Source organism: Serratia sp. OS31 (genome assembly GCF_014164835.1).
GTDB lineage: Bacteria > Pseudomonadota > Gammaproteobacteria > Enterobacterales > Enterobacteriaceae > Serratia > Serratia liquefaciens_A.
In genome coordinates this window covers 1-24,221 of the sequence record NZ_JACJFQ010000024.1, presented here as the reverse complement: position 1 = coordinate 24,221, position 24,221 = coordinate 1, and the positions used below count along the sequence as shown (strand labels likewise).

Annotated in this window: 24 protein-coding genes, 4 tRNA genes and 1 other annotated feature; of the genes, 19 read left to right on the top strand and 9 right to left on the bottom strand. The window is 53.0% G+C overall.

All coding sequences use genetic code 11. The features are described from left to right. Positions 1-230: 230 nt before the first annotated feature. From csrA to luxS, 9 genes are all read left to right on the top strand, one after another. Positions 231-416, top strand: a complete 186-nt coding sequence (gene csrA, locus H5P17_RS18625; protein ID WP_004091602.1) for a carbon storage regulator CsrA — start codon at positions 231-233, stop codon at positions 414-416. A gap of 310 nt (positions 417-726) precedes the next feature. Further along, positions 727-819, top strand: a tRNA-Ser gene (locus tag H5P17_RS18620). A gap of 3 nt (positions 820-822) precedes the next feature. Next, a tRNA-Arg gene (locus tag H5P17_RS18615) sits at positions 823-899 on the top strand. Between the two features lie 61 nt (positions 900-960). After that, positions 961-1,037, top strand: a tRNA-Arg gene (locus H5P17_RS18610). A gap of 51 nt (positions 1,038-1,088) precedes the next feature. Beyond that, positions 1,089-1,165: transfer RNA gene (locus tag H5P17_RS18605), tRNA-Arg, on the top strand. Positions 1,166-1,338: 173 nt separating this feature from the next. Then, on the top strand, positions 1,339-1,905 hold the full coding sequence (yqaB, locus tag H5P17_RS18600) for a fructose-1-phosphate/6-phosphogluconate phosphatase (RefSeq protein WP_182824511.1): 567 nt from the start codon (positions 1,339-1,341) through the stop codon (positions 1,903-1,905). Continuing rightward, complete coding sequence (locus tag H5P17_RS18595; protein ID WP_044554245.1) at positions 1,902-2,330, top strand: YqaA family protein; 429 nt, start codon at positions 1,902-1,904, stop codon at positions 2,328-2,330. Before yqaB ends, H5P17_RS18595 begins: the two co-directional genes overlap by 4 nt. Before the next feature lie 82 nt (positions 2,331-2,412). Further along, positions 2,413-3,975 carry a glutamate--cysteine ligase gene (gshA, locus tag H5P17_RS18590; protein WP_182824509.1) on the top strand — a complete coding sequence of 521 codons (1,563 nt, stop codon included), beginning with the start codon at positions 2,413-2,415 and terminating at the stop codon, positions 3,973-3,975. Positions 3,976-4,141: 166 nt separating this feature from the next. Then, positions 4,142-4,657, top strand: coding sequence for an S-ribosylhomocysteine lyase (gene luxS, locus H5P17_RS18585; protein ID WP_020825287.1), 516 nt, complete (start codon positions 4,142-4,144; stop codon positions 4,655-4,657). 68 nt (positions 4,658-4,725) lie between these two features. On the opposite strand, the gene H5P17_RS18580 is transcribed toward luxS, so the two are convergent. Together H5P17_RS18580 and H5P17_RS18575 are read right to left on the bottom strand one after the other, a co-directional pair. Continuing rightward, positions 4,726-6,015, bottom strand: a complete 1,290-nt coding sequence (locus tag H5P17_RS18580) for an HlyC/CorC family transporter (protein WP_182824507.1) — start codon at positions 6,013-6,015, stop codon at positions 4,726-4,728. A gap of 40 nt (positions 6,016-6,055) precedes the next feature. Then, entirely contained in the window at positions 6,056-6,847 is a 792-nt protein-coding gene (locus H5P17_RS18575) for an inner membrane protein YpjD (RefSeq protein WP_020825289.1), read from the bottom strand. Positions 6,848-7,016: 169 nt separating this feature from the next. On the opposite strand from H5P17_RS18575, the gene ffh reads away from it, so the two are divergent. The 5 genes from ffh (at position 7,017) to rplS (ending at position 10,640) form a co-directional block, all read left to right on the top strand. Beyond that, positions 7,017-8,378 carry a signal recognition particle protein gene (ffh, locus tag H5P17_RS18570; protein WP_020825290.1) on the top strand — a complete coding sequence of 454 codons (1,362 nt, stop codon included), beginning with the start codon at positions 7,017-7,019 and terminating at the stop codon, positions 8,376-8,378. 215 nt (positions 8,379-8,593) lie between these two features. Then, positions 8,594-8,842, top strand: coding sequence for a 30S ribosomal protein S16 (gene rpsP / locus H5P17_RS18565; RefSeq protein ID WP_004932501.1), 249 nt, complete (start codon positions 8,594-8,596; stop codon positions 8,840-8,842). An 18-nt stretch (positions 8,843-8,860) separates the two neighbouring features. Continuing rightward, positions 8,861-9,409: a ribosome maturation factor RimM gene (gene rimM, locus H5P17_RS18560; RefSeq protein ID WP_044554248.1), complete on the top strand. Its 549-nt coding sequence runs from the start codon at positions 8,861-8,863 to the stop codon at positions 9,407-9,409. Positions 9,410-9,461: 52 nt separating this feature from the next. Continuing rightward, positions 9,462-10,229 carry a tRNA (guanosine(37)-N1)-methyltransferase TrmD gene (gene trmD, locus H5P17_RS18555; RefSeq protein ID WP_182824506.1) on the top strand — a complete coding sequence of 256 codons (768 nt, stop codon included), beginning with the start codon at positions 9,462-9,464 and terminating at the stop codon, positions 10,227-10,229. Between the two features lie 54 nt (positions 10,230-10,283). After that, positions 10,284-10,640 (top strand): 50S ribosomal protein L19, encoded by a 357-nt coding sequence (gene rplS / locus H5P17_RS18550; protein WP_012005300.1) that lies wholly within the window; start codon positions 10,284-10,286, stop codon positions 10,638-10,640. Between the two features lie 159 nt (positions 10,641-10,799). Here the strand turns inward: rplS and H5P17_RS18545 are convergent, their stop codons facing one another. The 3 genes from H5P17_RS18545 to H5P17_RS18535 all read right to left on the bottom strand — a co-directional run bounded on the left by H5P17_RS18545 (position 10,800) and on the right by H5P17_RS18535 (position 13,701). Further along, the gene (locus H5P17_RS18545) at positions 10,800-11,018 is read right to left on the bottom strand and encodes a DNA-binding transcriptional regulator (protein WP_020825293.1); all 219 of its coding nucleotides are present in this window, start codon (positions 11,016-11,018) and stop codon (positions 10,800-10,802) included. A gap of 333 nt (positions 11,019-11,351) precedes the next feature. Continuing rightward, positions 11,352-12,116, bottom strand: coding sequence for a YdiY family protein (locus tag H5P17_RS18540; RefSeq protein ID WP_020825294.1), 765 nt, complete (start codon positions 12,114-12,116; stop codon positions 11,352-11,354). Between the two features lie 238 nt (positions 12,117-12,354). Continuing rightward, entirely contained in the window at positions 12,355-13,701 is a 1,347-nt protein-coding gene (locus H5P17_RS18535; RefSeq protein ID WP_182824504.1) for an anaerobic C4-dicarboxylate transporter, read from the bottom strand. 642 nt (positions 13,702-14,343) lie between these two features. Between H5P17_RS18535 and H5P17_RS18530 the strand changes: the two genes are divergently transcribed. Next, complete coding sequence (locus tag H5P17_RS18530; protein WP_182824502.1) at positions 14,344-15,417, top strand: 3-deoxy-7-phosphoheptulonate synthase; 1,074 nt, start codon at positions 14,344-14,346, stop codon at positions 15,415-15,417. 6 nt (positions 15,418-15,423) lie between these two features. Then, complete coding sequence (gene tyrA, locus H5P17_RS18525; protein WP_044554251.1) at positions 15,424-16,545, top strand: bifunctional chorismate mutase/prephenate dehydrogenase; 1,122 nt, start codon at positions 15,424-15,426, stop codon at positions 16,543-16,545. Between the two features lie 40 nt (positions 16,546-16,585). Here the strand turns inward: tyrA and pheA are convergent, their stop codons facing one another. The 4 genes from pheA to bamD form a co-directional block, all read right to left on the bottom strand. Then, positions 16,586-17,743 carry a bifunctional chorismate mutase/prephenate dehydratase gene (gene pheA / locus H5P17_RS18520; protein WP_182824500.1) on the bottom strand — a complete coding sequence of 386 codons (1,158 nt, stop codon included), beginning with the start codon at positions 17,741-17,743 and terminating at the stop codon, positions 16,586-16,588. Between the two features lie 41 nt (positions 17,744-17,784). Next, positions 17,785-17,911, bottom strand: a sequence feature (Phe leader region). Beyond that, positions 17,863-17,910 carry a hypothetical protein gene (locus tag H5P17_RS26560; protein ID WP_193378397.1) on the bottom strand — a complete coding sequence of 16 codons (48 nt, stop codon included), beginning with the start codon at positions 17,908-17,910 and terminating at the stop codon, positions 17,863-17,865. (Overlaps the previous feature by 48 nt.) A 120-nt stretch (positions 17,912-18,031) precedes the next feature. After that, complete coding sequence (raiA, locus tag H5P17_RS18515; RefSeq protein WP_020825298.1) at positions 18,032-18,373, bottom strand: ribosome-associated translation inhibitor RaiA; 342 nt, start codon at positions 18,371-18,373, stop codon at positions 18,032-18,034. Positions 18,374-18,685: 312 nt separating this feature from the next. Continuing rightward, positions 18,686-19,417, bottom strand: a complete 732-nt coding sequence (gene bamD, locus H5P17_RS18510) for an outer membrane protein assembly factor BamD (protein ID WP_020825299.1) — start codon at positions 19,415-19,417, stop codon at positions 18,686-18,688. A 131-nt stretch (positions 19,418-19,548) separates the two neighbouring features. On the opposite strand from bamD, the gene rluD reads away from it, so the two are divergent. From rluD to clpB, 3 genes are all read left to right on the top strand, one after another. Continuing rightward, complete coding sequence (rluD, locus tag H5P17_RS18505) at positions 19,549-20,526, top strand: 23S rRNA pseudouridine(1911/1915/1917) synthase RluD (RefSeq protein WP_020825300.1); 978 nt, start codon at positions 19,549-19,551, stop codon at positions 20,524-20,526. Next, positions 20,526-21,257: a purine nucleoside phosphorylase YfiH gene (yfiH, locus tag H5P17_RS18500; RefSeq protein WP_182824498.1), complete on the top strand. Its 732-nt coding sequence runs from the start codon at positions 20,526-20,528 to the stop codon at positions 21,255-21,257. The genes rluD and yfiH overlap by 1 nt, the downstream gene beginning before the upstream one ends. Before the next feature lie 130 nt (positions 21,258-21,387). Further along, on the top strand, positions 21,388-23,961 hold the full coding sequence (gene clpB / locus H5P17_RS18495) for an ATP-dependent chaperone ClpB (RefSeq protein WP_020825302.1): 2,574 nt from the start codon (positions 21,388-21,390) through the stop codon (positions 23,959-23,961). Positions 23,962-24,221 lie beyond the last annotated feature (260 nt).

Sequence of the window (24,221 nt, the reverse complement as noted above, 5' to 3'; positions counted from 1 at the left end):
AACGCCATAACTCATTGCTGATTATGGCGTTTTTAAACTGTGCTAACACAATTTGGTTACAATTACGGGAACAAAGTTTTTCAGGTCGGCTAAACTTATCATTATCTGAGGTGAGACCAAGTCTGCTTACACTTATTGTGGGTTACATGGCTTACGTTTTCACAGCATATGATGGATAATGACGGGGAAACTGAGAGACCCGACTCTTTTAATCTTTCAAGGAGCAAAGAATGTTAATTCTGACTCGTCGAGTTGGTGAAACCCTCATGATTGGCGATGAGGTCACGGTCACAGTGCTAGGGGTCAAGGGCAACCAGGTTCGTATTGGTGTGAATGCCCCCAAAGAGGTGTCAGTTCACCGCGAAGAAATCTATCAGCGCATTCAGGCAGAGAAGTCTCAACAGACGACTTACTGATTTCGAAGCAGCGTCTCGTTGCTCAGCGAGACGCTACTGCGCTTTTTTGTGCCCATCACCGTTCCTTTCCTGACTTCTCCGATTAAATCTTTTTGCCGCCTCCCTGACTTTGTTTGCTATTTCGCTGTGGTTGCCTGTTGATAAAACACTCTTTTTGCCGTGAAATCGCCCATGTTGAGTGGGAATTGTGCAAACGCGCATGAGTTGGGAAAAATTGTTTGACTTAAAAGTCGGAGAAAGTAATATGTGCGCCACGCAGTGCCGATGAGCTTCTCCAAAGCAAGTTAGGCACAATTCGAAAGAAGCGTATGGTGAGGTGGCCGAGAGGCTGAAGGCGCTCCCCTGCTAAGGGAGTATGCGGTCAAAAGCTGCATCCGGGGTTCGAATCCCCGCCTCACCGCCATTTGCATCCATAGCTCAGCTGGATAGAGTACTCGGCTACGAACCGAGCGGTCGGAGGTTCGAATCCTCCTGGATGCACCATATTTTGCAGTATGGTGGGGTAGTAACAACGTACCATACGGTATCAAAAAAGAATTCCTGTGCATCCATAGCTCAGCTGGATAGAGTACTCGGCTACGAACCGAGCGGTCGGAGGTTCGAATCCTCCTGGATGCACCATTCTTTCTGTCGCACTTGTTTCTTCAAGCAGACAAACCAAAAATTAGTAATGCATCCATAGCTCAGCTGGATAGAGTACTCGGCTACGAACCGAGCGGTCGGAGGTTCGAATCCTCCTGGATGCACCATCTAAAGAAAAACCCGCTTCGGCGGGTTTTTCGCTTTCTGGCTCCAGGTATAGGCTATTGACCCCCCGGCCCTTCACTCTCCCGCACAGCACATTCCGCTATTACGCGATCAGCGACAACCCTCCGGCTTTACGCTAAAGTAGTTTTCTTTCCTCAACGATCATGGAGTAACGATGTACGACCGCTATCAGGGTCTTATTTTCGACATGGACGGCACCATTCTCGATACCGAGCCGACGCACCGCAAGGCGTGGCACGAGGTACTGTCCCGTTACGGTATGACGTTTGATGAGGCGGCGATGGTGGCGTTGAGCGGTTCTCCGACCTGGCGCATTGCCCAGGCGATCCTTGCCAGCCATCAAGCCGATCTCGATCCCCATCAGTTGGCTGCAGAGAAAACCCGCGCGGTAGAAGCGATGCTGTTGGACAGCGTGCGTCCATTGCCGTTGATCGAGGTAGTCAAAACTTATCATGGCCGCCGCCCAATGGCGGTGGGCACCGGCAGTGAGCACCGAATGGCAGAAACCCTGCTGCGCCATCTGGGCCTGCTCCACTGTTTCGATGCGATTGTGGGTGCCGATGACGTGCAACGCCACAAGCCGGAGCCGGATACCTTCCTGCGCTGCGCCGAACTGATTGGCGTGCCACCGGAGAAATGCGTGGTGTTTGAAGACGCAGACTTCGGTATTCAGGCCGCGAAAAGCGCCAATATGTCCGTGGTAGACGTCCGTACGCTGTGAGTAGTACGCTGGCAGTCATGTCGTTATTCGGCAGCAGTTTCCTCAGTGCGACGTTGCTGCCGGGAAATTCAGAAATTGTTTTGGTCGCCTTGCTGACCAACAGCCGTGCCTCACCAGAGTTGCTGGTGTTGGCCGCGACCTTGGGGAATACCCTTGGCGGGCTGACCAATGTCATTATCGGGCGCCTGTTACCGGCGTTGAAACCGCAGCGAGGGCTGGATACAGCGCTCGGGTGGATGCAACGCTTTGGCCCGGCTGCGCTATTGCTCAGTTGGGTACCGGTAGTGGGCGATTTGTTGTGCGTGTTGGCAGGCTGGCTGCGCATGCCCTGGGGCCCTGTCGCGCTGTTTCTGTGTATCGGAAAGGCGCTGCGTTACATCATTTTGACTATGATAACGTTACAGGGAATGGCCTGGTGGCATTAACGACGTGAATATAACTCAATATTCTCTCGGGTGCAGATTCAGTATGCTTACGAGTTATTGTTTTTAGAAGCGGGAGGTCAATTTGATCCCGGACGTATCCCAGGCGCTTTCTTGGTTGGAAGCCCATCCCCATGCATTAAAAGGCATCCGTCGCGGCATTGAGCGTGAAACGCTGCGTGTTACCGAAGACGGAACGCTGGCAACAACCGGACATCCGGAGAAACTGGGGGCGGCATTAACGCACCATTGGATAACCACAGACTTTGCTGAGGCGCTGTTAGAGTTTATTACGCCGGTTGACGATAACCTCGATCACATGCTGACGTTCTTGCGTGATATTCATCGTTACGTAGCGCGTAATCTGGGTGATGAGCGTATGTGGCCACTCAGCATGCCGTGCTTTATTGAAGCCGAGCAAGACATTGAGCTGGCACAGTTTGGTTCGTCGAACATTGGCCGCATGAAAACGCTGTACCGCGAAGGGTTGAAGAACCGCTACGGTGCGCTGATGCAGACCATTTCAGGCGTGCACTACAATTTCTCATTACCGCTGGAATTCTGGCAGGCATGGGCCGGCGTTAAAGATGCCGAAAGCGGCAAAGAACAGATTTCGGCGGGCTATTTCCGCCTGATCCGTAACTATTACCGTTTTGGCTGGGTGATCCCGTATCTGTTCGGCGCCTCGCCGGCAATCTGTTCCTCGTTCCTGAAAGGGCGTGAAACCTCGTTGCCTTTCGAGCGTACCGAGCAGGGCATGTGTTATCTGCCGTATGCCACCTCGCTGCGGTTGAGTGACCTGGGCTATACCAATAAATCTCAGAGCAATTTGGGTATCACCTTCAACGACCTGCAAAGCTATGTTGAAGGCCTGAAGCGAGCGATTGTCACGCCTTCCGAAGAGTTTGCCAAACTGGGCGTGAAGGATGGCGATCGTTATCTGCAACTGAACAGTAACGTGTTGCAGATCGAAAACGAACTCTATGTGCCAATCCGGCCGAAGCGTGTGACCAAAAGTGGCGAGACACCGTCAGATGCGCTTCTGCGTGGCGGTATCGAATACATTGAGGTTCGCTCGCTGGACATCAACCCGTTCTCGCCTATCGGTGTGGATGCGGTTCAGGCGCGTTTCCTGGACCTGTTCCTGGTGTGGTGCGTGCTGGCCGATGCGCCAGAGATGAGCAGCGATGAATTGCTGTGTACGCGCAAGAACTGGAACCGGGTGATCCTGGAAGGGCGCAAGCCGGGCCAAACCATTGGCATCGGGTGTGACGATAGCCGCGAGCCGTTGGCCAAGGTGGGTAAAGCGCTGTTTGACGATCTGCGTCGTGTGGCGGAAGTGTTGGATAGCGAAGCCGGCGATCGCCAGTATCAACAAGTGTGTGACGAACTGGTCGCGGCGTTTGACGATCCTGATTTGACGTTTTCCGCTCGTATCCTGAAGGCCATGAAGGAAGAGGGGACGGGGCGTGTGGGCCTGCAGCTGGCTGAACAGTATCGTCAGATGCTGACGGAGGAGCCGTTGGAGATTTTGACGGAAGCTGAATTGGCACAAGAGCAGAAAGCGTCGTGGCAGCGTCAAAGCAACATAGAAGCCAGTGATACGCTAAGCTTTGAAGAGTTCCTGAAGCAACACGGCGGGGGCTAAAAAAAGAAAAGGCCACATCAATGTGGCCAAATATGCATCTCTGATGACAGGGATGATGATAACAAATGCGCGTCTTTCACATACTCAGACTCGCTGGGTTGGAAAAGGTTTCCTGGTTAGATAAAAAAGTTTCGAAATAAATACTCTTTTACGAGGAGGTAACGAAATGCCACTGCTGGATAGCTTCACCGTAGACCATACCCGCATGGCAGCCCCGGCTGTCCGCGTCGCGAAAACCATGAAAACTCCTCATGGCGATACCATCACCGTGTTCGATCTGCGCTTCTGTCGACCGAACCTGGAAGTGATGCCAGAGCGCGGCATTCATACGCTGGAACACCTGTTTGCCGGCTTTATGCGTGACCACCTGAATGGTCAGGGCGTCGAGATTATCGATATCTCCCCAATGGGATGCCGCACCGGTTTCTACATGAGCCTGATTGGCGTGCCGGAAGAGCAGCGTGTTGCCGATGCGTGGAAAGCGGCGATGGCCGACGTGCTGAAAGTGACTGACCAGCGTAAAATTCCTGAGTTGAATGAATTCCAGTGCGGGACTTACCATATGCACTCGCTGGAAGAAGCGCAGGAAATCGCGAAGCACATTCTTGACCATGACGTCGTAGTGAACCACAACGAAGAGCTGGCGCTGCCGAAAGAGAAGCTGCAGGAACTGCACATCTAGTTCGCCATCGGGCTACAGCGATAAAAAAAGACGCGATTTTCGCGTCTTTTTTCCTTTCTGGCGGGCGGTCAGTGTTGCTGAACGCTGGACTGCAGCGATTTGATCGGCGTGACGCGTACCTGTTTGATCATATTGTCCTGCACGTCGAGGATACTGATGTCGTAATGGCCGATGCGGACTCGGATGCCGACTTCCGGGATCTCTTCCAGCTCCTCCAAAAGCATGCCGTTGATGGTACGCGCATCGGTGGCCGGCAACGTCCAGTTGAATGCCTTGTTTAACTCGCGCACGTTGGCAGTGCCGTCGATCAGAACGGAGCCGTCACTTTGCGGATTTACCTCTTCTGCCAGCGTTGGCGACATGGACGTGGTGAAATCGCCGACGATCTCCTCCAGGATATCCTCGACCGTCACCAGCCCCTGAATATCACCGTATTCATCGACCACGATGCCGACTTTCTCTTTGTTGCGTTGGAACTTCACAAGTTGGACGTTCAGCGGCGTACCTTCAGGCACATAGTAAATTTCGTCGGCGGCGCGCAGCAGGTTCTCTTTGTTGAACTCTTTCTTCTCGGTCATCAGGCGGTAGGCTTCACGTACCCGCAGCATGCCGATGGCATCATCCAGCGAGGTGCGGTAAAGCACGATACGACCGTGTGGGGAGTGAGTTAGCTGACGCATGATCGACTTCCAGTCGTCGTTGACATCGATGCCGACAATCTCATTGCGTGGCACCATGATGTCATCGACCGTCACCTTCTCCAGATCCAACACCGAGATCAGCATGTCCTGATTACGGCGAGAAATCTGCGAGTGAGATTCCTTCACAATGGTGCGCAGCTCGTCCTTGCTGACCGCGTCGCTGATCCGCACATTGGTGCGAATGCCGAACAGCCGTAAAATCAGCGTGGTGATACCATTGAGCAGCCACACCAGCGGGAACATCACCTTTTGCAGCGGTGCCAGCAAGAAGCTGCTGGGGAATGCAATGCGTTCCGGATACAGGGCGGCAAAGGTTTTTGGCAGCACCTCGGCGAACAGCAGCACGGCGAAGGTCAGGACGCCGGTGGCGATGGCAACGCCTAAATCGCCATACAGGCGCATGCCGACAATGGTGGCCAGCGCCGAAGCCAGAATGTTGACCAGGTTATTGCCAATCAGCACCAGGCCTATCAGACGATCCGGTTTTTGCAGCAGCTTTTCGACCCGGCGGGCGGAGCGGTTGCCCTGCTTGGAGAGATGACGCAGACGATAGCGGTTCAGCGTCATCATGCCGGTTTCGGATGCTGAGAAGTAAGCGGAAACCACAATCATGACCACCAGGATAATGATCAGGCTCCCTGTCGAAACGTGCTCCAACGCGGTATTCCTTATGTATGGAGAAAGAGTGCCTGAGAGCTTAGCGAACCATCACTTGCTGAATCAGACGGCTGCCAAAGTAGGCGAGCGTGAGCAGGAAGGCACCGGCAAAGCTGAACCAAACGACGCGGCGACCGCGCCAGCCTTCGTGATAATGGCCCCACAGCAAGACGATATACACAAACCACGCCATGATGGACAACACGGCTTTGTGCACGTTCTCTTTGCTGAACAGGTTATCCATATAAAGCAGCCCGGTGCACAGCGTGAGCGTGAGCAACACGACGCCAATCTGGGTGATGTGGAACATCTTGCGTTCGATGCTCATCAGCGGCGGCATATCGGCGCTGAAAGACAGCTTTTTGTTTTTCAGCAGGTAATCCAGCCAGGCCAGTTGCAGCGCATACAGCGCGGCAATGATCAGCGTAGCGTAGGAGAACAGCGCCAGGCCGATATGTACCATCAGTTCCGGGCTGGCTTCCAGATGCGTAATAAACTCACCCGGCATAAAGCTGGCGAAGGCCAGGTTGATCATCGCAAAGCTGTAAACGATAGGCAGCAGGAACCAGCCGCGGTCGCGCGAAGCCACGAAGGTCATGACCGAGCAGATGATCAAGCTGACTATCGAACCTATGTTCAGCAAGCTGAGATTTTGCCCGGCGCTGACGTCAAAGATACGCTGCTGAAGTGCGATGGCGTGACAAATTAGCGCCACCACCGCCGAGACGAGAGCAAGCCGACGGTATGCGCTGTTCTTCCGCAGCAAGCTGGGAATAATCAGTCCAAGGCTGAGCAGGTAGGCGATCAAAGCCACAATGGAGAAAACTGGCATAGCGTTTAATTTTGCTTCGACGTGGTGAATTGGATTGTCAGTATAGCGTCGAGCGCGTCCCACTCCAACCGATCTCCAACGCTGAGGCAGAGATCCTCTACGCTTCGTGTTATAATCGCCGCAATTATGTCGCCAGAGCGGCCTGTCATTACACGTTGAGCATGAGACGATGTTTGAAAATTTAACCGATCGTTTGTCGCGCACCCTGCGCAATATCAGCGGCCGTGGGCGGCTGACCGAAGAAAATATCAAGGAAACCCTGCGTGAAGTGCGCATGGCATTGCTGGAAGCGGACGTTGCTCTACCGGTCGTGCGGGACTTTATCAACCGCGTGAAAGAGAGCGCGGTAGGCCATGAAGTCAACAAAAGCCTGACGCCGGGGCAAGAGTTCGTCAAGATCGTCAAGAGCGAGCTGATTGCCGCGATGGGCGAAGTGAACACCGAGCTGAACCTGGCGGCGCAACCGCCGGCAGTGGTGCTGATGGCGGGCCTGCAAGGTGCCGGTAAAACCACCAGCGTCGCCAAGCTTGGTAAGTTCCTGAAAGAAAAACAGAAGAAAAAGGTTTTGGTGGTTTCCGCCGACGTTTATCGCCCTGCGGCGATCAAACAGCTGGAAACCCTGGCGGAAAGCGTCGGTATCGACTTCTTCCCGTCTGATGTCAAAGAAAAACCGATCGACATCGTTAACCGTGCACTGCAACAGGCCAAGCTGAAGTTCTACGACGTACTGATCGTCGATACCGCCGGTCGTTTGCACGTTGACGAAGCGATGATGGACGAGATTAAGCAGGTTCACGCGGCGATCAAGCCGGTGGAAACCCTGTTTGTGGTCGACGCCATGACTGGCCAGGATGCTGCCAACACCGCCAAGGCCTTTAATGAAGCGTTGCCGCTGACCGGTGTGGTACTGACCAAGGTCGACGGTGATGCGCGCGGCGGTGCCGCGTTGTCTATCCGTCACATCACGGGCAAGCCGATCAAGTTCCTTGGTGTGGGCGAGAAGACCGAAGCGCTGGAGCCCTTCCATCCGGACCGCGTGGCATCACGCATTCTCGGCATGGGCGATGTGCTGTCGCTGATCGAAGATATCGAAAGCAAAGTTGACCGCGAGCAGGCGGAGAAACTGGCTAACAAGCTGAAGAAAGGCGACGGTTTCGATCTGACCGACTTCCTGGAACAGCTGAAGCAGATGCGTAACATGGGCGGTATGGCCAGCATGCTGAGCAAACTGCCTGGCGCCGGCCAACTGCCGGACAATGTGAAATCGCAAATGGACGACAAGGTTCTGGTGCGTATGGAAGCAATCATCAACTCGATGACGCTGAAAGAGCGCGCCAAACCGGAAATCATCAAAGGCTCGCGCAAGCGTCGCATTGCGATGGGGTCCGGTATGCAGGTGCAGGACGTAAACCGCTTGTTGAAGCAGTTCGACGAAATGCAGCGCATGATGAAAAAGATGAAGAAAGGCGGAATGGCGAAGATGATGCGCGGCATGAAAGGTATGATGCCGCCGGGCTTCCCAGGCCGCTGACAGGCGCTTGCCCTCTGGGGTGAGCGTGTTTAAGCATTTGCCGCTCGCGGCAAAAACCGCCCGAAATATTGCTGGCCGAAAAAGTAGTTGACGCTGATCTACGCTTTAGATTGCTTTTTGCGCCAAAATGAGTAAAATTTTCGGGCTTTTTATATTGCAACCGGGCCCCGTTCCCTCAATGGGGCCCGGCTGTTTTATTAACTAAAGAGGATGTTATGGTAACAATTCGTTTGGCACGTGGCGGCGCTAAAAAGCGTCCGTTCTATCAAGTAGTAGTGACCGACAGCCGCAATGCTCGTGATGGTCGTTTCATCGAGCGCGTAGGCTTCTTCAACCCGATCGCATCTGGTCAGGCTGAAGCACTGCGTCTGGACCTGGACCGCATCGAACATTGGGTCGGTCTGGGTGCAACCGTTTCTGATCGCGTTCACGCGCTGATCAAAGACGCTAAGAAAGCAGCTTAATCTGTCGCGGTGGTGGCAATGAGCAAGCAACTCAAACCGGTAGCACCTAAGCAGCCGATTGTACTCGGTAAAATGGGGTCTACTTACGGCATTCGTGGTTGGCTCAGAGTATTTTCATCCACCGAGAACGCCGAAAGCATTTTTGACTATCAGCCGTGGTTTATCCAGCGGGCGGGTCAATGGCAGCTTGTCGAGTTGGAAGACTGGAAGCGCCACAGTCAGGATCTGATCATCAAAGTCAAAGGCGTTGACGATCGGGATGCTGCGAATCTACTGACCAATTGCGAAATTCTGGTGGATTCGGAACAACTTCCTCCACTGGTGGGTGATGATTACTACTGGAAAGACCTTATGGGTTGCCAGGTAGTCACGACCACCGGGTACGAACTGGGTAAAGTCGTCGATATGATGGAAACCGGTTCAAACGACGTGATGGTGGTGAAAGCTAACCTGAAAGATGCATTCGGCATGAAGGAGCGGTTGGTCCCGTTTCTTCATGGGCAGGTTATCAAGAAAGTCGATCTCACTGCTCGCGTGATTGAAGCAGATTGGGATCCTGGTTTTTGACCTCCGAATTAAACGGTCGAAACAAGTGGAATGACAGTATGGGGATTGGCTTGTGTTCATTGGTATTGTAAGCCTGTTTCCTGAGATGTTCCGCGCAATCACCGATTACGGGGTGACTGGCCGGGCAGTAAAAAATGGCCTGCTGAGCGTGCAGTGTTGGAGTCCGCGTGACTTCACCTACGACCGGCATCGTACCGTGGACGATCGCCCTTATGGCGGCGGCCCGGGAATGTTGATGATGGTGCAACCCTTGCGGGAAGCCATTCATGCAGCAAAAGCAGCGGCAGGCGAGGGAGCAAAGGTGATTTATCTGTCACCTCAGGGGCGTAAGTTGGATCAAACCGGCGTACGCGAACTGGCGACCAACCCGAAGATGATTCTGGTGTGCGGTCGTTATGAAGGGGTAGATGAGCGCGTAATCCAAACCGAAATTGATGAAGAATGGTCAATCGGCGATTACGTCCTCAGCGGCGGAGAACTGCCGGCAATGACCCTGATTGATTCAGTCGCCCGTTTTATACCGGGTGTACTGGGCCATCAGGCCTCAGCAGAAGAAGATTCTTTTGTCGATGGATTGCTGGACTGTCCGCACTATACCCGTCCTGAGGTGTTGGAAGGGGTGGAGGTTCCGCCAGTCTTACTGTCGGGCAACCATGCCGAGATACGTCGCTGGCGCTTAAAGCAGTCGCTGGGCCGTACCTGGCTTAGAAGACCTGAACTTCTAGAAAGCCTAGCTCTGACTGACGAGCAAGCGGTGTTGCTGGCTGAGTTCCAACGGGAACATCAGGCCAAGCAACAGGACTATGAAGGGAACGTCTGAGCAATTGGCTCGACGGGACCGATATATCAGTTTACCTAGGGTAAGAGACATATTATGAGCAACATTATTAAGCAAATTGAACAAGAGCAGATGAAGCAAGACGTACCTGCATTCCGTCCGGGTGATTCCGTGGAAGTTAAGGTATGGGTCGTTGAAGGTAGCAAAAAACGTCTGCAGGCATTCGAGGGCGTGGTTATCGCTATCCGTAACCGCGGTCTGCACTCTGCATTCACTGTTCGTAAGATTTCCAACGGCGAAGGTGTTGAGCGTGTATTCCAGACTCACTCACCAGTAATTGACAGCATTGCTGTTAAACGTCGTGGTGCCGTTCGTAAAGCCAAACTGTACTATCTGCGTGAGCGTACTGGTAAGTCTGCTCGTATCAAAGAGCGTCTGAACCGCGTCGGCTAACGCTGCATCCAAAAGTTAATAGCTATGAAGGGGTTGGCACTGTGCCAACCCCTTTTTTTATGCCTGCAGATCGGGGATTGCATCTGCAAGAGGCGAAAATGTTCCCAGGATGTCTGTTTTTACAGGCATAAAAAAGCCTGCGTTTGCAGGCTCTTTGCATTACAGCGCTGCGGCGCGCTGTTTGCTTTTTTCCGGATGCGGCTGCGCAGGAACGATATCGCCAGGCTTTACAATCACGCGCGCGACAGACTCGTGCGTGGCAAAGGTACAGCTGCAGTTAATGTTTTGGCATTGGTGATAGCGCTCTTTGGTCGCTTCGCTTAGATAACGGCTGGAGCGAGTATGGGCCACGCTACCGCAGAGTGGACAGTGCATCATAAAAACCCCCTTGCAATATTTTAAGTGAAAACGGGTTGGGCATTGAGCCACAATCAAAATCAGTAGCCAGCCCAATCAGGTGGGAATTACACCCCCAGCTCATTAACGGACACTCCTGATGGTAGTAGCGGCTTCAGCCGCGATGATTGAATTTGCTCATGCCCTGCACCCATTCAATTAATACTGTGTATACATACAGTATTAAGCTATTTGCTAAACTCGTCAATAGTAAACGTTATGTTTTTAGCAAAATGTCTAAACTTGATTTCCAGGCATAAAAAAAGCCCATCAATGATGGGCTTAGTCGTATAACAGGTGCAGAAGTGAGAAGAATTACAAACCGTACACCAGGCTGATAGAAGTGGTGGTGTCGGTATTTTTCGGCGCAGAGGCTGGAGGCTTGCTGTTGTATGTCACGGTGTAAGCCAGACGCAGCGCGAACTTCTCATTGATGGCGACGCTGAGTGCGGTTTCGGAGTTCAGCGTAGTTTCTTCGTTCGCCAGAGCGGAAACGCCTTCGGAGAACTTGGTGTTGTCGGTCAACTGGTATGAATAGTTGGCTGCGCCGTAAGCCAGTGCTTTGGTTGAACGCCCGCCGCCATGGTATTCGTCGTGACGTACGCCCGGACCGAATTCAACTCGCAGATCGCTCAGTGGCCCATTAAGGATTTGGCGACCGTAACCGCCGGTCAGCGTGGAACGGGAATCATAGCCGTTGAAGCGGTCGCTCAGCCAACTTGCCTGACCGAACAGGTAGTTGCGGTCGGACAGATTATAACGAGTACGGCCGCCGGCCTGATACTTCTCCGACGAGCGCACGTTGGAGGATGTGGTGTTATTGGCCGCTCCCCAAAGGCTGTAGGCGGCGTCGCTGTTGAACCAGGTCATGCTGGTATTGGCCAACAGGGTAGAGCTTTGTGAGTTGCCTGACTGCGAGTTGTAACCGGCCTGGACGTTGCCTTCAAACGGTTTTTTGGCGGTGGCCGGATCGTCCATCGCGGTGAAAAGCGTATTGTCGGCAAGGGCTGAAACACTGGTGAAAGTCGTTAAGCAGCTAATGAACAGCGGAATAGCGCGGCGAGCGCGTAAAGAGAGCATTTTTGATCCAGTTGTTAAGAGTGGTTATAAGTGATTTCGGTCACATTATATCGGTTCGCCATTGCGACCAAAATAGCGACTATTAGCTTAAGTTTTTAATTTTTTGTCCTCACTTATTCACTTTTCTTCTACTGACTTTTAACGCTGTTAACGGCATAAAATACTGATTGCCATTATTATTTGCAGGGATAATGGTGTTGGCGACAACGACAGGATCCCGTCGCCGCCCAGAAAGTGATTACAGGAAGGTGGTGACCAGAAGATACCCGGTGATGCAGGAACACAGCACGCCGATCAGGCCTGGAATAATAAAGCTGTGGTTGATGATGAATTTGCCGATGCGCGTTGTTCCGGAGCGGTCAAAACCGATACAGGCCAAATCGCTTGGGTAAGTGGGCAAGACGAAGTAACCGTACGCGGCCGGGAAGAAAGCCAGCAGCATTTTGGGGTCGACACCCAGCTGCAGAGCCATTGGGGCAATGGCGGTGAGCGCAGCCGCCTGGCTGTTAACCAGCTTGGAAACCAGAAACAGAACGATCGCGTAAGTCCATGGCTGGCTTTTGACCACATCCTCCAACAGCAGCTTTAAGTCTCCCATATGTGCCTGGAAGAAGGTGTCACTCATCCACGCCACGCCGAACACGGAAAAAATGGCGACCATACCGGCTTTGAAAACCGCGCCGTTGGCGATATCGCCGGGTTTGACTTTGCAGCCCATCAGAATAACGGCGCCGGCTATCAGCATCATCATCTGGATCACCAGATTCATCGACAGCGGTTTCAGTACCCCTTTGGCGTTTGCAAAGGAAGGGCGTAAGTCAGCGAAGGCCCCCAAAAGTACGACGATGGCGATGGCCGCAAAGAAGATCGCTGTGGACCAGTAAGCCTGCTTGGGGAATCTCTGGTTGAGCAGCGTTTCGGTGCTGCCAAAAATATAGGCTCGTTGCTCTGGATCTTTGATTTTCTCCTGGAATTCAGCGTCCTTATCCAGATCTTTACCGCGACGCAGGCTCCATAAGGCCGCCATTAATACCCCGACTAATGAAGCCGGGATCGAAACGGCAAGAATCTCTACCAGCGTGTAAGCTTTGCCAATCCCATGTCCTGCGGCAATGATTGAAACCAGGGAGACTACGGCCACGGAAACTGGCGAGGCTGTGATGGCCATTTGAGAGGCGACGGAAGCCACGGCCATTGGGCGTTCTGGGCGGATCCCTTTTTTGATGGCGATATCGGAAATGATCGGGAACATGGTGTACACCACATGGCCCGTACCGCACAGGAAGGTCAGAGTCCAGGTGGTGAAAGGGGCAAGCAGCGTGATGTGCTGAGGGTGGCGGCGCAGTAGTCGCTCTGCATATTGCATCATCACGTTCAAACCACCGGCAGTTTGCAACACCGAAGCGCAACCTATCACGGCAAGAATAGTGAGCATAACCTCAACGGGAGGTTTACCTGGCTCCAGGCCGAATATAAAACACAACAGGAATAAGCCAATGCCGCTTATTAGGCCCAGCCCCATACCGCCAAACCGAGTGCCAACTAATAAACAGATTATAATAATGGAGAACTGCAAAGTGATCATGATAGTCCCTTGTCAAGAAATGAAAAGCTGCTGACGCTCATACATTCTCAATGCAGGTGACACGGGCTCTGTCTACGCAGATTACCCCTAAAGAGGTGCGAACGAATAAGACCATAATTATTTATTTTTCGCGTGATAACTGTGAGGTTACGCAATATTTATTCAATGGTTTTACTCATCTTTTCGTATTGAAATTTACAGATGAAAGTAATTGAAAATAAATCCCCGGTTAATTGTTTGTTATTTGTATTTCAGTTGTTTAATTTTTAGGTAATTTGATTTACCCGTTAAGGTTCTCTGCGGGGGAAAACGTAAACCTTAGGCTTTGTGCACGTTCGGTGGATGGACACGTGGGTTATTGAGTTTGTGGTGTATCGAATTGTTTACGTTTGTGTCGAGTTTTAGGATCTTAGTGTATACAAAGAACTTTAAGGGGCTATTGCCTAAAAAGTCATTAATAATCATTATCTTAATTTGTTATATTTATTGTTTTTATGACGTCTTTAGCGCTTTTTATTAGCGGTAATTTTTTATTTACAGTAAATGGATTGAAATCTTTACATTTCGTGGTAGGGTTAGAACCTGAAACGCTCAATGTTCTATCAACGCTTACGCATAACGGCAAACGACAGGAATAGCATCATGCAAAAAGACGCGCTCAATAACGTTCATATCAGTGCAGAACAGATTCTGATTACTCCGGAAGAGCTGAAGAACCAGTTCCCGCTTAGTGCCAGCGACGAGAATGAAATCGCCACTGCACGCAAAACCATCGCCGATATTCTGCAGGGGCGCGATCATCGCCTGCTGGTGGTGTGCGGACCTTGTTCTATTCATGACCCGGATGCGGCACTGGATTATGCCCGTCATTTGAAAACCCTGTCGGCTGAATTGAGCGATCAGCTGTATATCGTTATGCGTGTCTATTTTGAAAAACCTCGTACCACCGTCGGTTGGAAAGGCCTGATTAACGACCCGTACATGGACGGTTCGTTTGACGTTGAAGCCGGTCTGCACATTGCGCGTCGCCTGCTGCTGGACCTGGTTGGTATGGGCTTGCCGTTGGCAACCGAAGCGTTGGATCCGAACAGCCCGCAATACCTGGGCGATTTGTTCAGTTGGTCAGCCATTGGGGCCCGTACGACGGAATCACAAACTCACCGTGAGATGGCTTCAGGGCTGTCAATGCCGGTCGGGTTTAAGAACGGTACCGACGGCAGCCTGGGCACGGCGATCAATGCCATGCGCGCCGCGGCAATGCCACACCGCTTTGTCGGCATAAATCAGGCGGGGCAAGTGTGCCTGCTGCAGACGCAAGGTAACCCGGATGGCCACGTGATCCTGCGCGGCGGGAAAACACCGAACTACAGTGCCGAAGACGTAGCGGCCTGTGAAAAACAGATGCTGGATGCGGGACTCCACCCGTCCTTGATGATAGATTGCAGCCATGGCAACTCGAATAAAGACTATCGCCGTCAACCGGCGGTTGCCGAGTCCATGGTAGAGCAGATCAAGGCGGGTAACCGCTCGATCACCGGCATCATGCTGGAAAGCCACCTGCACGAAGGCAGCCAGTCGTCTGAGCAGCCGCGTGCAGATATGCGCTACGGTGTTTCTGTGACCGACGCCTGCATTAACTGGGAAAGTACAGAGACGCTGTTGCGCCATATGCACCAGGAACTCGGCGCCGCGCTGACGGCACGCACTGGAGAGTAGTAAGTTATGGTGGCTGAACTGACCGCGTTGCGCGATCAAATCGACGAAGTGGATAAGGCGCTACTGGAGCTGCTGGCGAAACGCCTGCACCTGGTGGCGGAAGTAGGAGAGGTTAAAAGCCACCATGGCTTGCCGGTGTATGTTCCCGAGCGTGAGGCGGCTATGCTGGCCTCGCGGCGCAAAGAAGCTGAAAACCTTGGCGTGCCGCCCGATCTGATTGAGGACGTGCTGCGCAGGGTGATGCGCGAGTCTTACGTCAGCGAGAATGACAAAGGCTTTAAAACGCTACATCCGCAACTGCGCCCAATCGTGATTATCGGCGGCAACGGTCAAATGGGGCGGTTGTTTAATCGCTTGCTGACGCTGTCCGGTTACCAGGTCAAAGTGTTGGACCAGGAAGACTGGGCTCAGGCTGATACGCTGCTGGCCGATGCCGGTATGGTCATTGTCAGCGTGCCTATTCACGTGACCGAACAGGTGATTGAGCGGTTACCGCCATTGCCTGCCGACTGTATTTTGGTTGATCTGGCCTCGGTAAAAAATCGCCCGTTGAATGCCATGCTGGCGGCGCACAGCGGCCCCGTGGTGGGGTTGCATCCCATGTTTGGCCCAGACGTAGGCAGCGTGGCCAAGCAGGTGGTGGTCTATTGCGATGGCCGCGAGCCGCAAGCCTACCAATGGTTGCTCGAACAGCTGCAGGTATGGGGTGCGCGTTTGCACCGCATCAGCGCAGTTGAGCACGATCAGAACATGGCGTTTATTCAGGCGTTACGCCACTTCGCGACCTTTGCCTATGGCTTGCATCTGGCGGAAGAAAACGTGCAGTTGGAGCAATTGCTGGCACTATCTTCCCCGATCTATCGGTTGGAGTTGGCGATGGTCGGGCGGCTGTTTGCTCAAGACCCGCAGTTGTACGCGGATATCATTATGTCTTCTGAAGAGAACATTGCGCTGATCAAGCGTTACTACCAGCGGTTTGGCGAAGCAATAAAACTGTTGGAGCAGGGCGATAAACAGGCGTTTATCCAGAGCTTCCAGAAGGTCGAGCATTGGTTTGGTGACTATGCGCAGCGTTTCCTGGTGGAAAGCCGCTCGCTGCTACGTCAGGCGAACGACAGCCGGCAATAATGTTAAGGGTTCGGTCATGCCGAACCCTTTTTTATTGCGTTCAGGACGGGTTAACCGGTACCACGGTGTCGCTTGGGTAACATCCCAGAACCTTCAGCGAGCGGGTGATAGGCGTCAGATCTCTCAGTGCCTTCTGCATCGCTTCAGAACGCAGGTTAGCCTGCACATCGATATAAAACATTTCTTCCCACGGGTTACCGTTAATCGGGCGAGATTCCAGCTTGGTCATGATGATGCCGTTGTCGCGCAGTACCAGCAGTGCTTCCACCAAGGCACCCGACTGCTGGCCGGTGGCCATAATCAGCGTGGTTTTAGCCGGCACCTGCTCAGAAACTTCGATAGCCTTTCGTGCCAATACGATGAAGCGGGTAATGTTCTGCTGCTGATTGGCCAGGTTATGTTCCAGTACCTGTAGGCCATAGAGTGCGCCGCCGGCTTCGCTGCCCAGCGCCGCCGCTTTTGGTGAGTTCAACTTTGCCACTTTTTCCATTGCCGCAGCGGTGCTTTCACAGTATTCGATTTTCCAGTGCGGGTAGCGATTAATGAACTGGCTGCACTGCTGGAAAGGTTGCGGGTGACTATAGACGGTTTCGATCTGAGCAAGGTCGGTATCACTGGCGATCAGCACACAGTGATCGATAGGGTTGGTCAGTTCGCCGACGATCGACAGGCTGGTGTGTTGCAGCAGGTCGTAAACGTCATTAATTGAGCCGGAGCTGGTGTTTTCGATTGGCAGGATGGCGTAATCCGCCTGGCCGGTTTCGACCTGAGTGAAGATATCCTGGAATTTCTGGCAACCGCACTCGATCAACTGATCGAAATGACGAGCGGCGTATTGGCGGGCAGCCAGGTGCGAATAAGAGCCTTTCGGGCCAAGGAAAGCGATGCGGGCAGAATGCTGGCTGATTTGGTTGAGCTGGTGCTGCAGCAGTGCCTGCTGAGTCAGCACGGAGTCTTCGATAATCAGTTGGAACAGACGGGTGACGTAAAATCCGTCCAGATCGTAGGGTTTGGCTGCGGCGATCAGTGCATCCAGCAGATCCCGCTCGCGCTCTTTATCACGGATTGGCCGATGGGAGTGAAGCTTGGTTTTTCCTACTTCTACCGCCAGCTCACGGCGTTCTGCCAGTAAAGACAGCAGTTTCAGATCCAATGCGCTGATGCGTTTGCGCAGCACGAGTAACGGGTTGTCGGTCATAATCAGCTTCTGCCTTATTTTTTATACGTCGTAAAATAGCCATAAAAAAAGCCCCCTGGTTTCAGGAGGCTTTGCTGTTCGTCTTCGCATTCTTTATCACACGACGAAACGCCTCCCAATCAGGGGAAGGTAAAAAAGAATGCGAAGAAAAACGGTTTACGGGCCATGTGCTATCCAAAGTGTATGAGACAGGTTTTAAAGTAACCGCAGGCTTTTATCCCGTCAATAAAAAAACCAGACAAAAAACGCGCCCTCAGGCGCGTTTGATGCGAAACAGCCGCTAAACGGTTATTCCTGTTCCGGCTCCACTTCCGGAACGATGTCCTTCACGCTGGCGGCGGCACGGCGAGCTTCGCCTTTGTGCTGCACCTTATTCAACTGACGCTCCAGCTTGGCGATCAGCTCATTAACGGCGGTGTACATGTCTTCATGTTTTGCGCTGGCGACCAGCGGGCCGTTAGGGGTAGTAATGGTGGCATCGGCAACAAACCCTTTCGGTTCTTTGGATAAGACGATATGTGGGTTAATCAGTTGGGCCTGCCATTTTTCCAGTTTGGTGAGACGGTCTTCGACGTGACTGCGGATTGCGGGAGTGATATCCATTTGTTTGCTGGTAATGTTCAATGTCATATAACTTACCTCTCTGTCTTTCCGTCTTGGATGAGTCCAGCATACCCCGCTTTTTGCTTAAATGCGTGATGAAAATCACGTTTTTTTGTCACTTTTTGCAAAGTTAGTTCAATCTGTGATTCAGCATTTGAAATGGTCATCTAACGCTTGAGTCTTGGCATCGGAACGCGCATTATTGAAAGGATAAGCGGTGTCGCAATCTTGCTAACATCGTGTTTTTGCTTGTGTATTTATCCAGCGTTGGCTAGATGCTCAGCCAATAAAAACGGCAGCCGAAGCTGCCGTTTTGTTTTTCTGCCGCTACTCACCAGACTAAGCCGGGTTGGCGCTAATCACTTTGGCCACTTTGTCGGCCTGGCCGTTCAGTTGCAGCTGCTTGTACGCATTTTCCATCAGCGGCAGCGCATCGCGCGTCGCTTGAGTATCAGGGAATTCACGCAGCATCTGTTCGGCACGATTAACGACCGCGACGTAGGCACCGCGTTTAGTGTAGTATTCCACCACCGAAAGCTCATACTTGGCCAGGCGGTCTTTCAGATACACCAAACGCTTGTTGGCATCGGTAACATACTGGCTGTTCGGGTACTGCTGAATCAGCTGGCTGAAATCGCGAAATGCAGCGCGGGCATGCTGTGGATCGCGGTCTGATCGATCGACCCCGAAGAAGCCTTGCAGTGCACTGTCATCCAACGCCATATCGGTCAGGCCACGCATATACATCACGTAGTCGATGTTTGGGTGCGTTGGGTTCAGACGCATGAAACGATCGATAGATGCCTGAGCCATAGGTAAATCGGCAGATTTATAGTAGGCATAAATCAGATCCAACTGTACCTGCTGAGAGTAAGGTCCGAAAGGATAGCGGTTATCTAACGCTTCGAGTTGCGTAATCGCGCCCTTAAAGTTACCGTCCTGCAGTTTTTGCTGGGCAGTAGCATAGATTTCCGAAGGCGGGTTGTCGGGAACCGCATCCTTGGATGTGGAGCAACCTGCCAGCGCCAGGCTCAACGTGGCTGCCGCCACCAGATATTTCATACGCGTCATGACGTTTTGATTATCCTCAGGGTGTTATTCCGGGAGACTGTCCGTTAAGCTCCCGACAAAGACCAGTTACAATAGCACATTATATTAAACGGCATCGCCGTGAAAACCCAACGTTAACGAAGAAGCTGCATATGGCACAACAAGTACAACTCACCGCAACGGTGGCCGAATCTCAACTCGGACAACGTTTAGATCAGGCTTTGGCCGAATTGTTCCCTGATTATTCACGATCTCGCATAAAAGATTGGATCCTGGACGATCGGGTGCAGGTCAATGGCAAAACGATAAACAAACCGAAAGAGAAGGTGCTGGGGGGAGAGACGGTCGCCATTGATGCACAGATAGAAGAAGAGGCCCGTTGGGAACCGCAGGACATCGCGCTGAATATCGTCTACGAAGACAGCGACATTCTGGTCATCAACAAGCCGCGCGACCTGGTTGTGCATCCTGGCGCCGGTAACCCGGACGGCACGGTGCTCAATGCGCTACTGCATTACTATCCTGAAATTGCCGACGTCCCGCGTGCCGGCATCGTGCACCGTTTGGATAAGGACACCACCGGTCTGATGGTGGTGGCGAAAACCGTTCCGGCGCAAACCCGGTTGGTAGAAGCGCTGCAGGCACGCGAAATCACCCGCGAATATGAAGCTGTCGCCATTGGCACCATGACCGCCGGCGGGACTGTCGAAGAGCCGATTTCGCGCCATTCGACCAAGCGTACCCATATGGCGGTGCACCCGATGGGGAAACCGGCGGTGACGCATTACCGCATTATGGAGCACTTCCGCGCGCATACCCGTCTGCGCTTGCGTCTGGAAACCGGCCGTACTCACCAGATCCGTGTGCATATGTCGCATATTAACCACCCGCTGGTGGGGGATCAGCTATACGGTGGCCGTCCACGCCCGCCAAAAGGGGCTTCGGAGGCATTCATTGCTACGCTGCGCGGTTTTGATCGCCAGGCTCTGCACGCCACCATGCTGCGTTTATATCATCCCATCAGCGGTATCCAGATGGAGTGGCATGCGCCGCTGCCGCAGGATATGGTCGATCTGATTAACGCGCTGAAGCTTGATACCGAAGAATTCAAAGATCAGATGAACTGGTAATGGATTCGCTTATCCTGCCCGATTGGCCACTGCCTGCTGGAGTTAAAGCCTGCAGCACCACCCGTAATGGTGGCGTTAGCCTGCCGCCGTACGGTTCGCTCAATCTCGGCACTCACGTGGGTGACGAGGCTCAGGCCGTGGCGGATAACCGTCAACGCCTGGTCGCGGCGGCGAACCTGCCGCAGATGCCGGTTTGGCTGGAGCAAGTGCATGGCACGCGCGTAGTTCGGCTGGATGGGCAAACGCCTGCCGATCTGCAAGCGGATGCGGTTTACAGCAATGTGCCAGGGCAGGTGTGTGCGGTAATGACAGCAGACTGCTTGCCGGTTTTATTCTGCTCGCAGTCTGGTGATGAAGTAGCAGCAGCCCATGCCGGTTGGCGTGGGTTGTGTAACGGCGTGCTCGGGCAGACTTTAGCCGCGTTTTCCGCTCAGCCTGCAGACATCAGCGTTTGGCTTGGCCCGGCGATCGGCCCGCAGCAATTTGAGGTGGGGCCGGAAGTCCGTGCGGCATTTATTGCCGTCGATGCCGCCGCTGAGCTGGCTTTTATGCCCCGTGGCGATAAATACCTCGCAGATATCTATTTACTGGCTCGCCAGCGTCTACAGCGCGCAGGGGTCCACGCCATCTACGGCGGCGACCGTTGTACGGTGAGCGAAATCAGTCATTTTTTCTCCTATCGACGCGATGGAATAACCGGACGTCTGGCAAGTTTAATCTGGCTGATATAACCTATTGAATTAGGACGGTCCAACGGCGCATGATGTAGTACCGAAAATATACAGTCGAAATAACCTTGAAAATTTGAGGGATGACCTCATTTAATCTCCAGTAGCAATTTCGACCAATCTTGGAGGTGTTATGCGTCTGGATCGTCTTACCAACAAATTCCAGCTTGCCCTCGCCGATGCCCAATCTTTAGCCCTTGGGCGCGACAACCAATTTATTGAACCGTTACATCTGATGAGCGCTCTGCTCAATCAGGATGGGGGCACGGTTCGCCCATTATTAACTTCTGCCGGTATCGATGCCGGGCGCGTGCGCACCGAGATCGAGCAGGCCTTGTCTCGTCTGCCTCAAGTTGAAGGTACCGGTGGCGACGTTCAACCGTCCCATGAGCTGGTGCGCGTGCTGAATTTGTGCGACAAGCTGGCACAAAAGCGGGCGGACAAGTTTATTTCATCCGAACTCTTTGTTCTGGCGGTGCTTGAAGATCGCGGCAACCTGACCGATCTGCTGAAGGCCGCAGGGGCGACGACCGATAAAATCAGTAAGGCCATTGAGCAAATGCGAGGCGGTGATAGCGTGGAAGATCAAGGTGCTGAAGACCAACGTCAGGCGTTGAAGAAATACACTATCGATCTGACCGAACGTGCTGAACAGGGCAAACTGGACCCGGTTATCGGCCGTGACGAAGAGATCCGCCGTACCATTCAGGTGCTGCAACGTCGTACCAAAAACAACCCGGTGTTGATCGGCGAACCTGGTGTGGGTAAAACCGCCATCGTCGAAGGTCTGGCGCAGCGCATTATTAATGGTGAAGTACCGGAAGGCCTGAAACATAAACGCGTGTTGTCCCTTGATATGGGGGCGTTAATCGCCGGTGCTAAATATCGCGGTGAGTTCGAAGAACGTCTGAAAGCCGTATTGAGCGATCTGTCCAAGCAGGAAGGCAGCGTCATCCTGTTTATAGATGAGCTGCACACTATGGTAGGCGCGGGTAAAGCCGATGGCGCCATGGATGCCGGCAATATGTTGAAACCGGCGTTGGCTCGCGGTGAGCTGCACTGCGTCGGTGCGACAACACTGGATGAATATCGACAATATATAGAGAAGGACGCGGCGCTTGAACGTCGTTTCCAGAAAGTGTTTGTGGCGGAACCCAGTGTTGAAGACACCATCGCTATCTTGCGCGGTTTGAAAGAGCGTTATGAACTGCATCACCACGTGCAGATCACCGACCCGGCAATCGTTGCTGCGGCGACGCTGTCGCACCGCTACATTTCCGATCGTCAGTTGCCGGATAAGGCCATTGACCTGATTGATGAGGCGGCGTCCAGCATTCGCATGCAGATGGACTCCAAACCGGAATCACTCGATCGCCTTGAGCGTCGCATTATTCAGCTCAAGCTGGAGCAGCAGGCGTTGAGCAAAGAGTCGGACGACGCCAGCAAGAAACGCCTGGAAATGCTCAGCGGTGAGCTGGAGCAGAAAGAACGCGAATATTCAGAGCTGGAAGAAGAGTGGAAAGCGGAAAAAGCTTCGCTCTCCGGCACGCAAAATATTAAAGCGGATCTTGAGCAGGCCAAAATCAGCCTGGAGCAGGCGCGTCGCGTTGGTGACCTGGGGCGGATGTCGGAGCTGCAGTACGGCAAGATCCCAGAGCTGGAAAAACAGCTTGCCGCCGCCACGCTGGCCGAAGGCAAGACCATGAAGCTGCTGCGTAACCGGGTGACCGACGCAGAAATCGCGGAAGTGCTGGCTCGTGCTACTGGTATTCCTGTCGCCAGAATGCTGGAAGGCGAACGGGATAAGCTGTTACGTCTGGAACAAGAGCTGCATTCGCGAGTCATTGGCCAGAACGAAGCGGTGAGCGCGGTATCCAACGCGATCCGTCGTAGCCGTGCCGGGCTGTCAGATCCAAACCGGCCTATCGGTTCGTTCCTGTTCCTCGGTCCGACCGGGGTAGGTAAAACCGAACTGTGTAAAGCGCTGGCTTCGTTCCTGTTCGACAGCGACGACGCTATGGTGCGTATCGACATGTCCGAGTTTATGGAGAAACATTCGGTATCGCGGCTGGTGGGCGCGCCTCCAGGCTATGTCGGTTATGAAGAGGGCGGTTATCTGACCGAAGCGGTGCGTCGCAGACCTTATTCAGTGATCCTGCTGGATGAAGTGGAGAAAGCACACCCGGATGTGTTCAACATCCTGCTGCAGGTATTGGATGACGGTCGTCTGACCGATGGCCAGGGTCGTACCGTCGATTTCCGTAATACTGTGGTGATCATGACTTCCAATCTGGGGTCTGATCTGATCCAGGAGCACTTTGGTCAGATGAACTATACGCAGATGAAAGAGTCGGTAATGGAAATGGTCACACACCACTTCCGTCCGGAATTCATCAACCGTATAGATGAGGTGGTAGTGTTCCACCCGCTCGGCCAGAAACACATCGCTGAGATCGCCAAGATTCAGTTGGCGCGTCTGTACAAACGTTTGGAAGAGCGTGGTTACGAAGTGACTATGACCGAACCTGCGTTGGAGCTGTTGGGCAAGACCGGTTTCGATCCTGTATATGGGGCTCGTCCGTTGAAACGCGCTATTCAGCAGGAGATCGAAAACCCGTTGGCGCAGCAAATCCTTTCCGGCAAGCTGATTCCGGGTATACCGGTGACGCTGGATGTGGAAGACGAGCATATCGTTGCCAAACAGTAACGACTATATAGTCATGAAGGGAGCGGGTGACCGCTCCCTTTTTTTATCTGCTTTCGATAGGTTCAAGCTGTTTGCCCTGGAAATGGCGCTAAAACCCCGTAATTTCGTCTAATAAATATCCTAAAATAGCTTTATTGATGGTTATTTGAGCGCTTGAAAAGTTTTTTGCATTTAGGGGTTGCGGCCTTCTGAGAACTCCCTATAATGCGCCTCCACTGACCGGGAACAACGACTCCTCTAACGAGAACCAGTCGCCCAGC

Excerpts from the sequence above, each read along its gene's own strand:
- csrA (WP_004091602.1), top strand. The coding sequence starts at position 231 with ATGTTAATTCTGACTCGTCGAGTTGGTGAAACCCTCATGATTGGCGAT.
- yqaB (WP_182824511.1), top strand. The coding sequence starts at position 1,339 with ATGTACGACCGCTATCAGGGTCTTATTTTCGACATGGACGGCACCATT.
- luxS (WP_020825287.1), top strand. The coding sequence starts at position 4,142 with ATGCCACTGCTGGATAGCTTCACCGTAGACCATACCCGCATGGCAGCC.
- H5P17_RS18575 (WP_020825289.1), bottom strand. The coding sequence starts at position 6,847 with ATGCCAGTTTTCTCCATTGTGGCTTTGATCGCCTACCTGCTCAGCCTT.
- ffh (WP_020825290.1), top strand. The coding sequence starts at position 7,017 with ATGTTTGAAAATTTAACCGATCGTTTGTCGCGCACCCTGCGCAATATC.
- rpsP (WP_004932501.1), top strand. The coding sequence starts at position 8,594 with ATGGTAACAATTCGTTTGGCACGTGGCGGCGCTAAAAAGCGTCCGTTC.
- rimM (WP_044554248.1), top strand. The coding sequence starts at position 8,861 with ATGAGCAAGCAACTCAAACCGGTAGCACCTAAGCAGCCGATTGTACTC.
- rplS (WP_012005300.1), top strand. The coding sequence starts at position 10,284 with ATGAGCAACATTATTAAGCAAATTGAACAAGAGCAGATGAAGCAAGAC.
- H5P17_RS18545 (WP_020825293.1), bottom strand. The coding sequence starts at position 11,018 with ATGATGCACTGTCCACTCTGCGGTAGCGTGGCCCATACTCGCTCCAGC.
- H5P17_RS18540 (WP_020825294.1), bottom strand. The coding sequence starts at position 12,116 with ATGCTCTCTTTACGCGCTCGCCGCGCTATTCCGCTGTTCATTAGCTGC.
- H5P17_RS18535 (WP_182824504.1), bottom strand. The coding sequence starts at position 13,701 with ATGATCACTTTGCAGTTCTCCATTATTATAATCTGTTTATTAGTTGGC.
- H5P17_RS18530 (WP_182824502.1), top strand. The coding sequence starts at position 14,344 with ATGCAAAAAGACGCGCTCAATAACGTTCATATCAGTGCAGAACAGATT.
- tyrA (WP_044554251.1), top strand. The coding sequence starts at position 15,424 with ATGGTGGCTGAACTGACCGCGTTGCGCGATCAAATCGACGAAGTGGAT.
- pheA (WP_182824500.1), bottom strand. The coding sequence starts at position 17,743 with ATGACCGACAACCCGTTACTCGTGCTGCGCAAACGCATCAGCGCATTG.
- raiA (WP_020825298.1), bottom strand. The coding sequence starts at position 18,373 with ATGACATTGAACATTACCAGCAAACAAATGGATATCACTCCCGCAATC.
- bamD (WP_020825299.1), bottom strand. The coding sequence starts at position 19,417 with ATGACGCGTATGAAATATCTGGTGGCGGCAGCCACGTTGAGCCTGGCG.
- rluD (WP_020825300.1), top strand. The coding sequence starts at position 19,549 with ATGGCACAACAAGTACAACTCACCGCAACGGTGGCCGAATCTCAACTC.
- yfiH (WP_182824498.1), top strand. The coding sequence starts at position 20,526 with ATGGATTCGCTTATCCTGCCCGATTGGCCACTGCCTGCTGGAGTTAAA.
- clpB (WP_020825302.1), top strand. The coding sequence starts at position 21,388 with ATGCGTCTGGATCGTCTTACCAACAAATTCCAGCTTGCCCTCGCCGAT.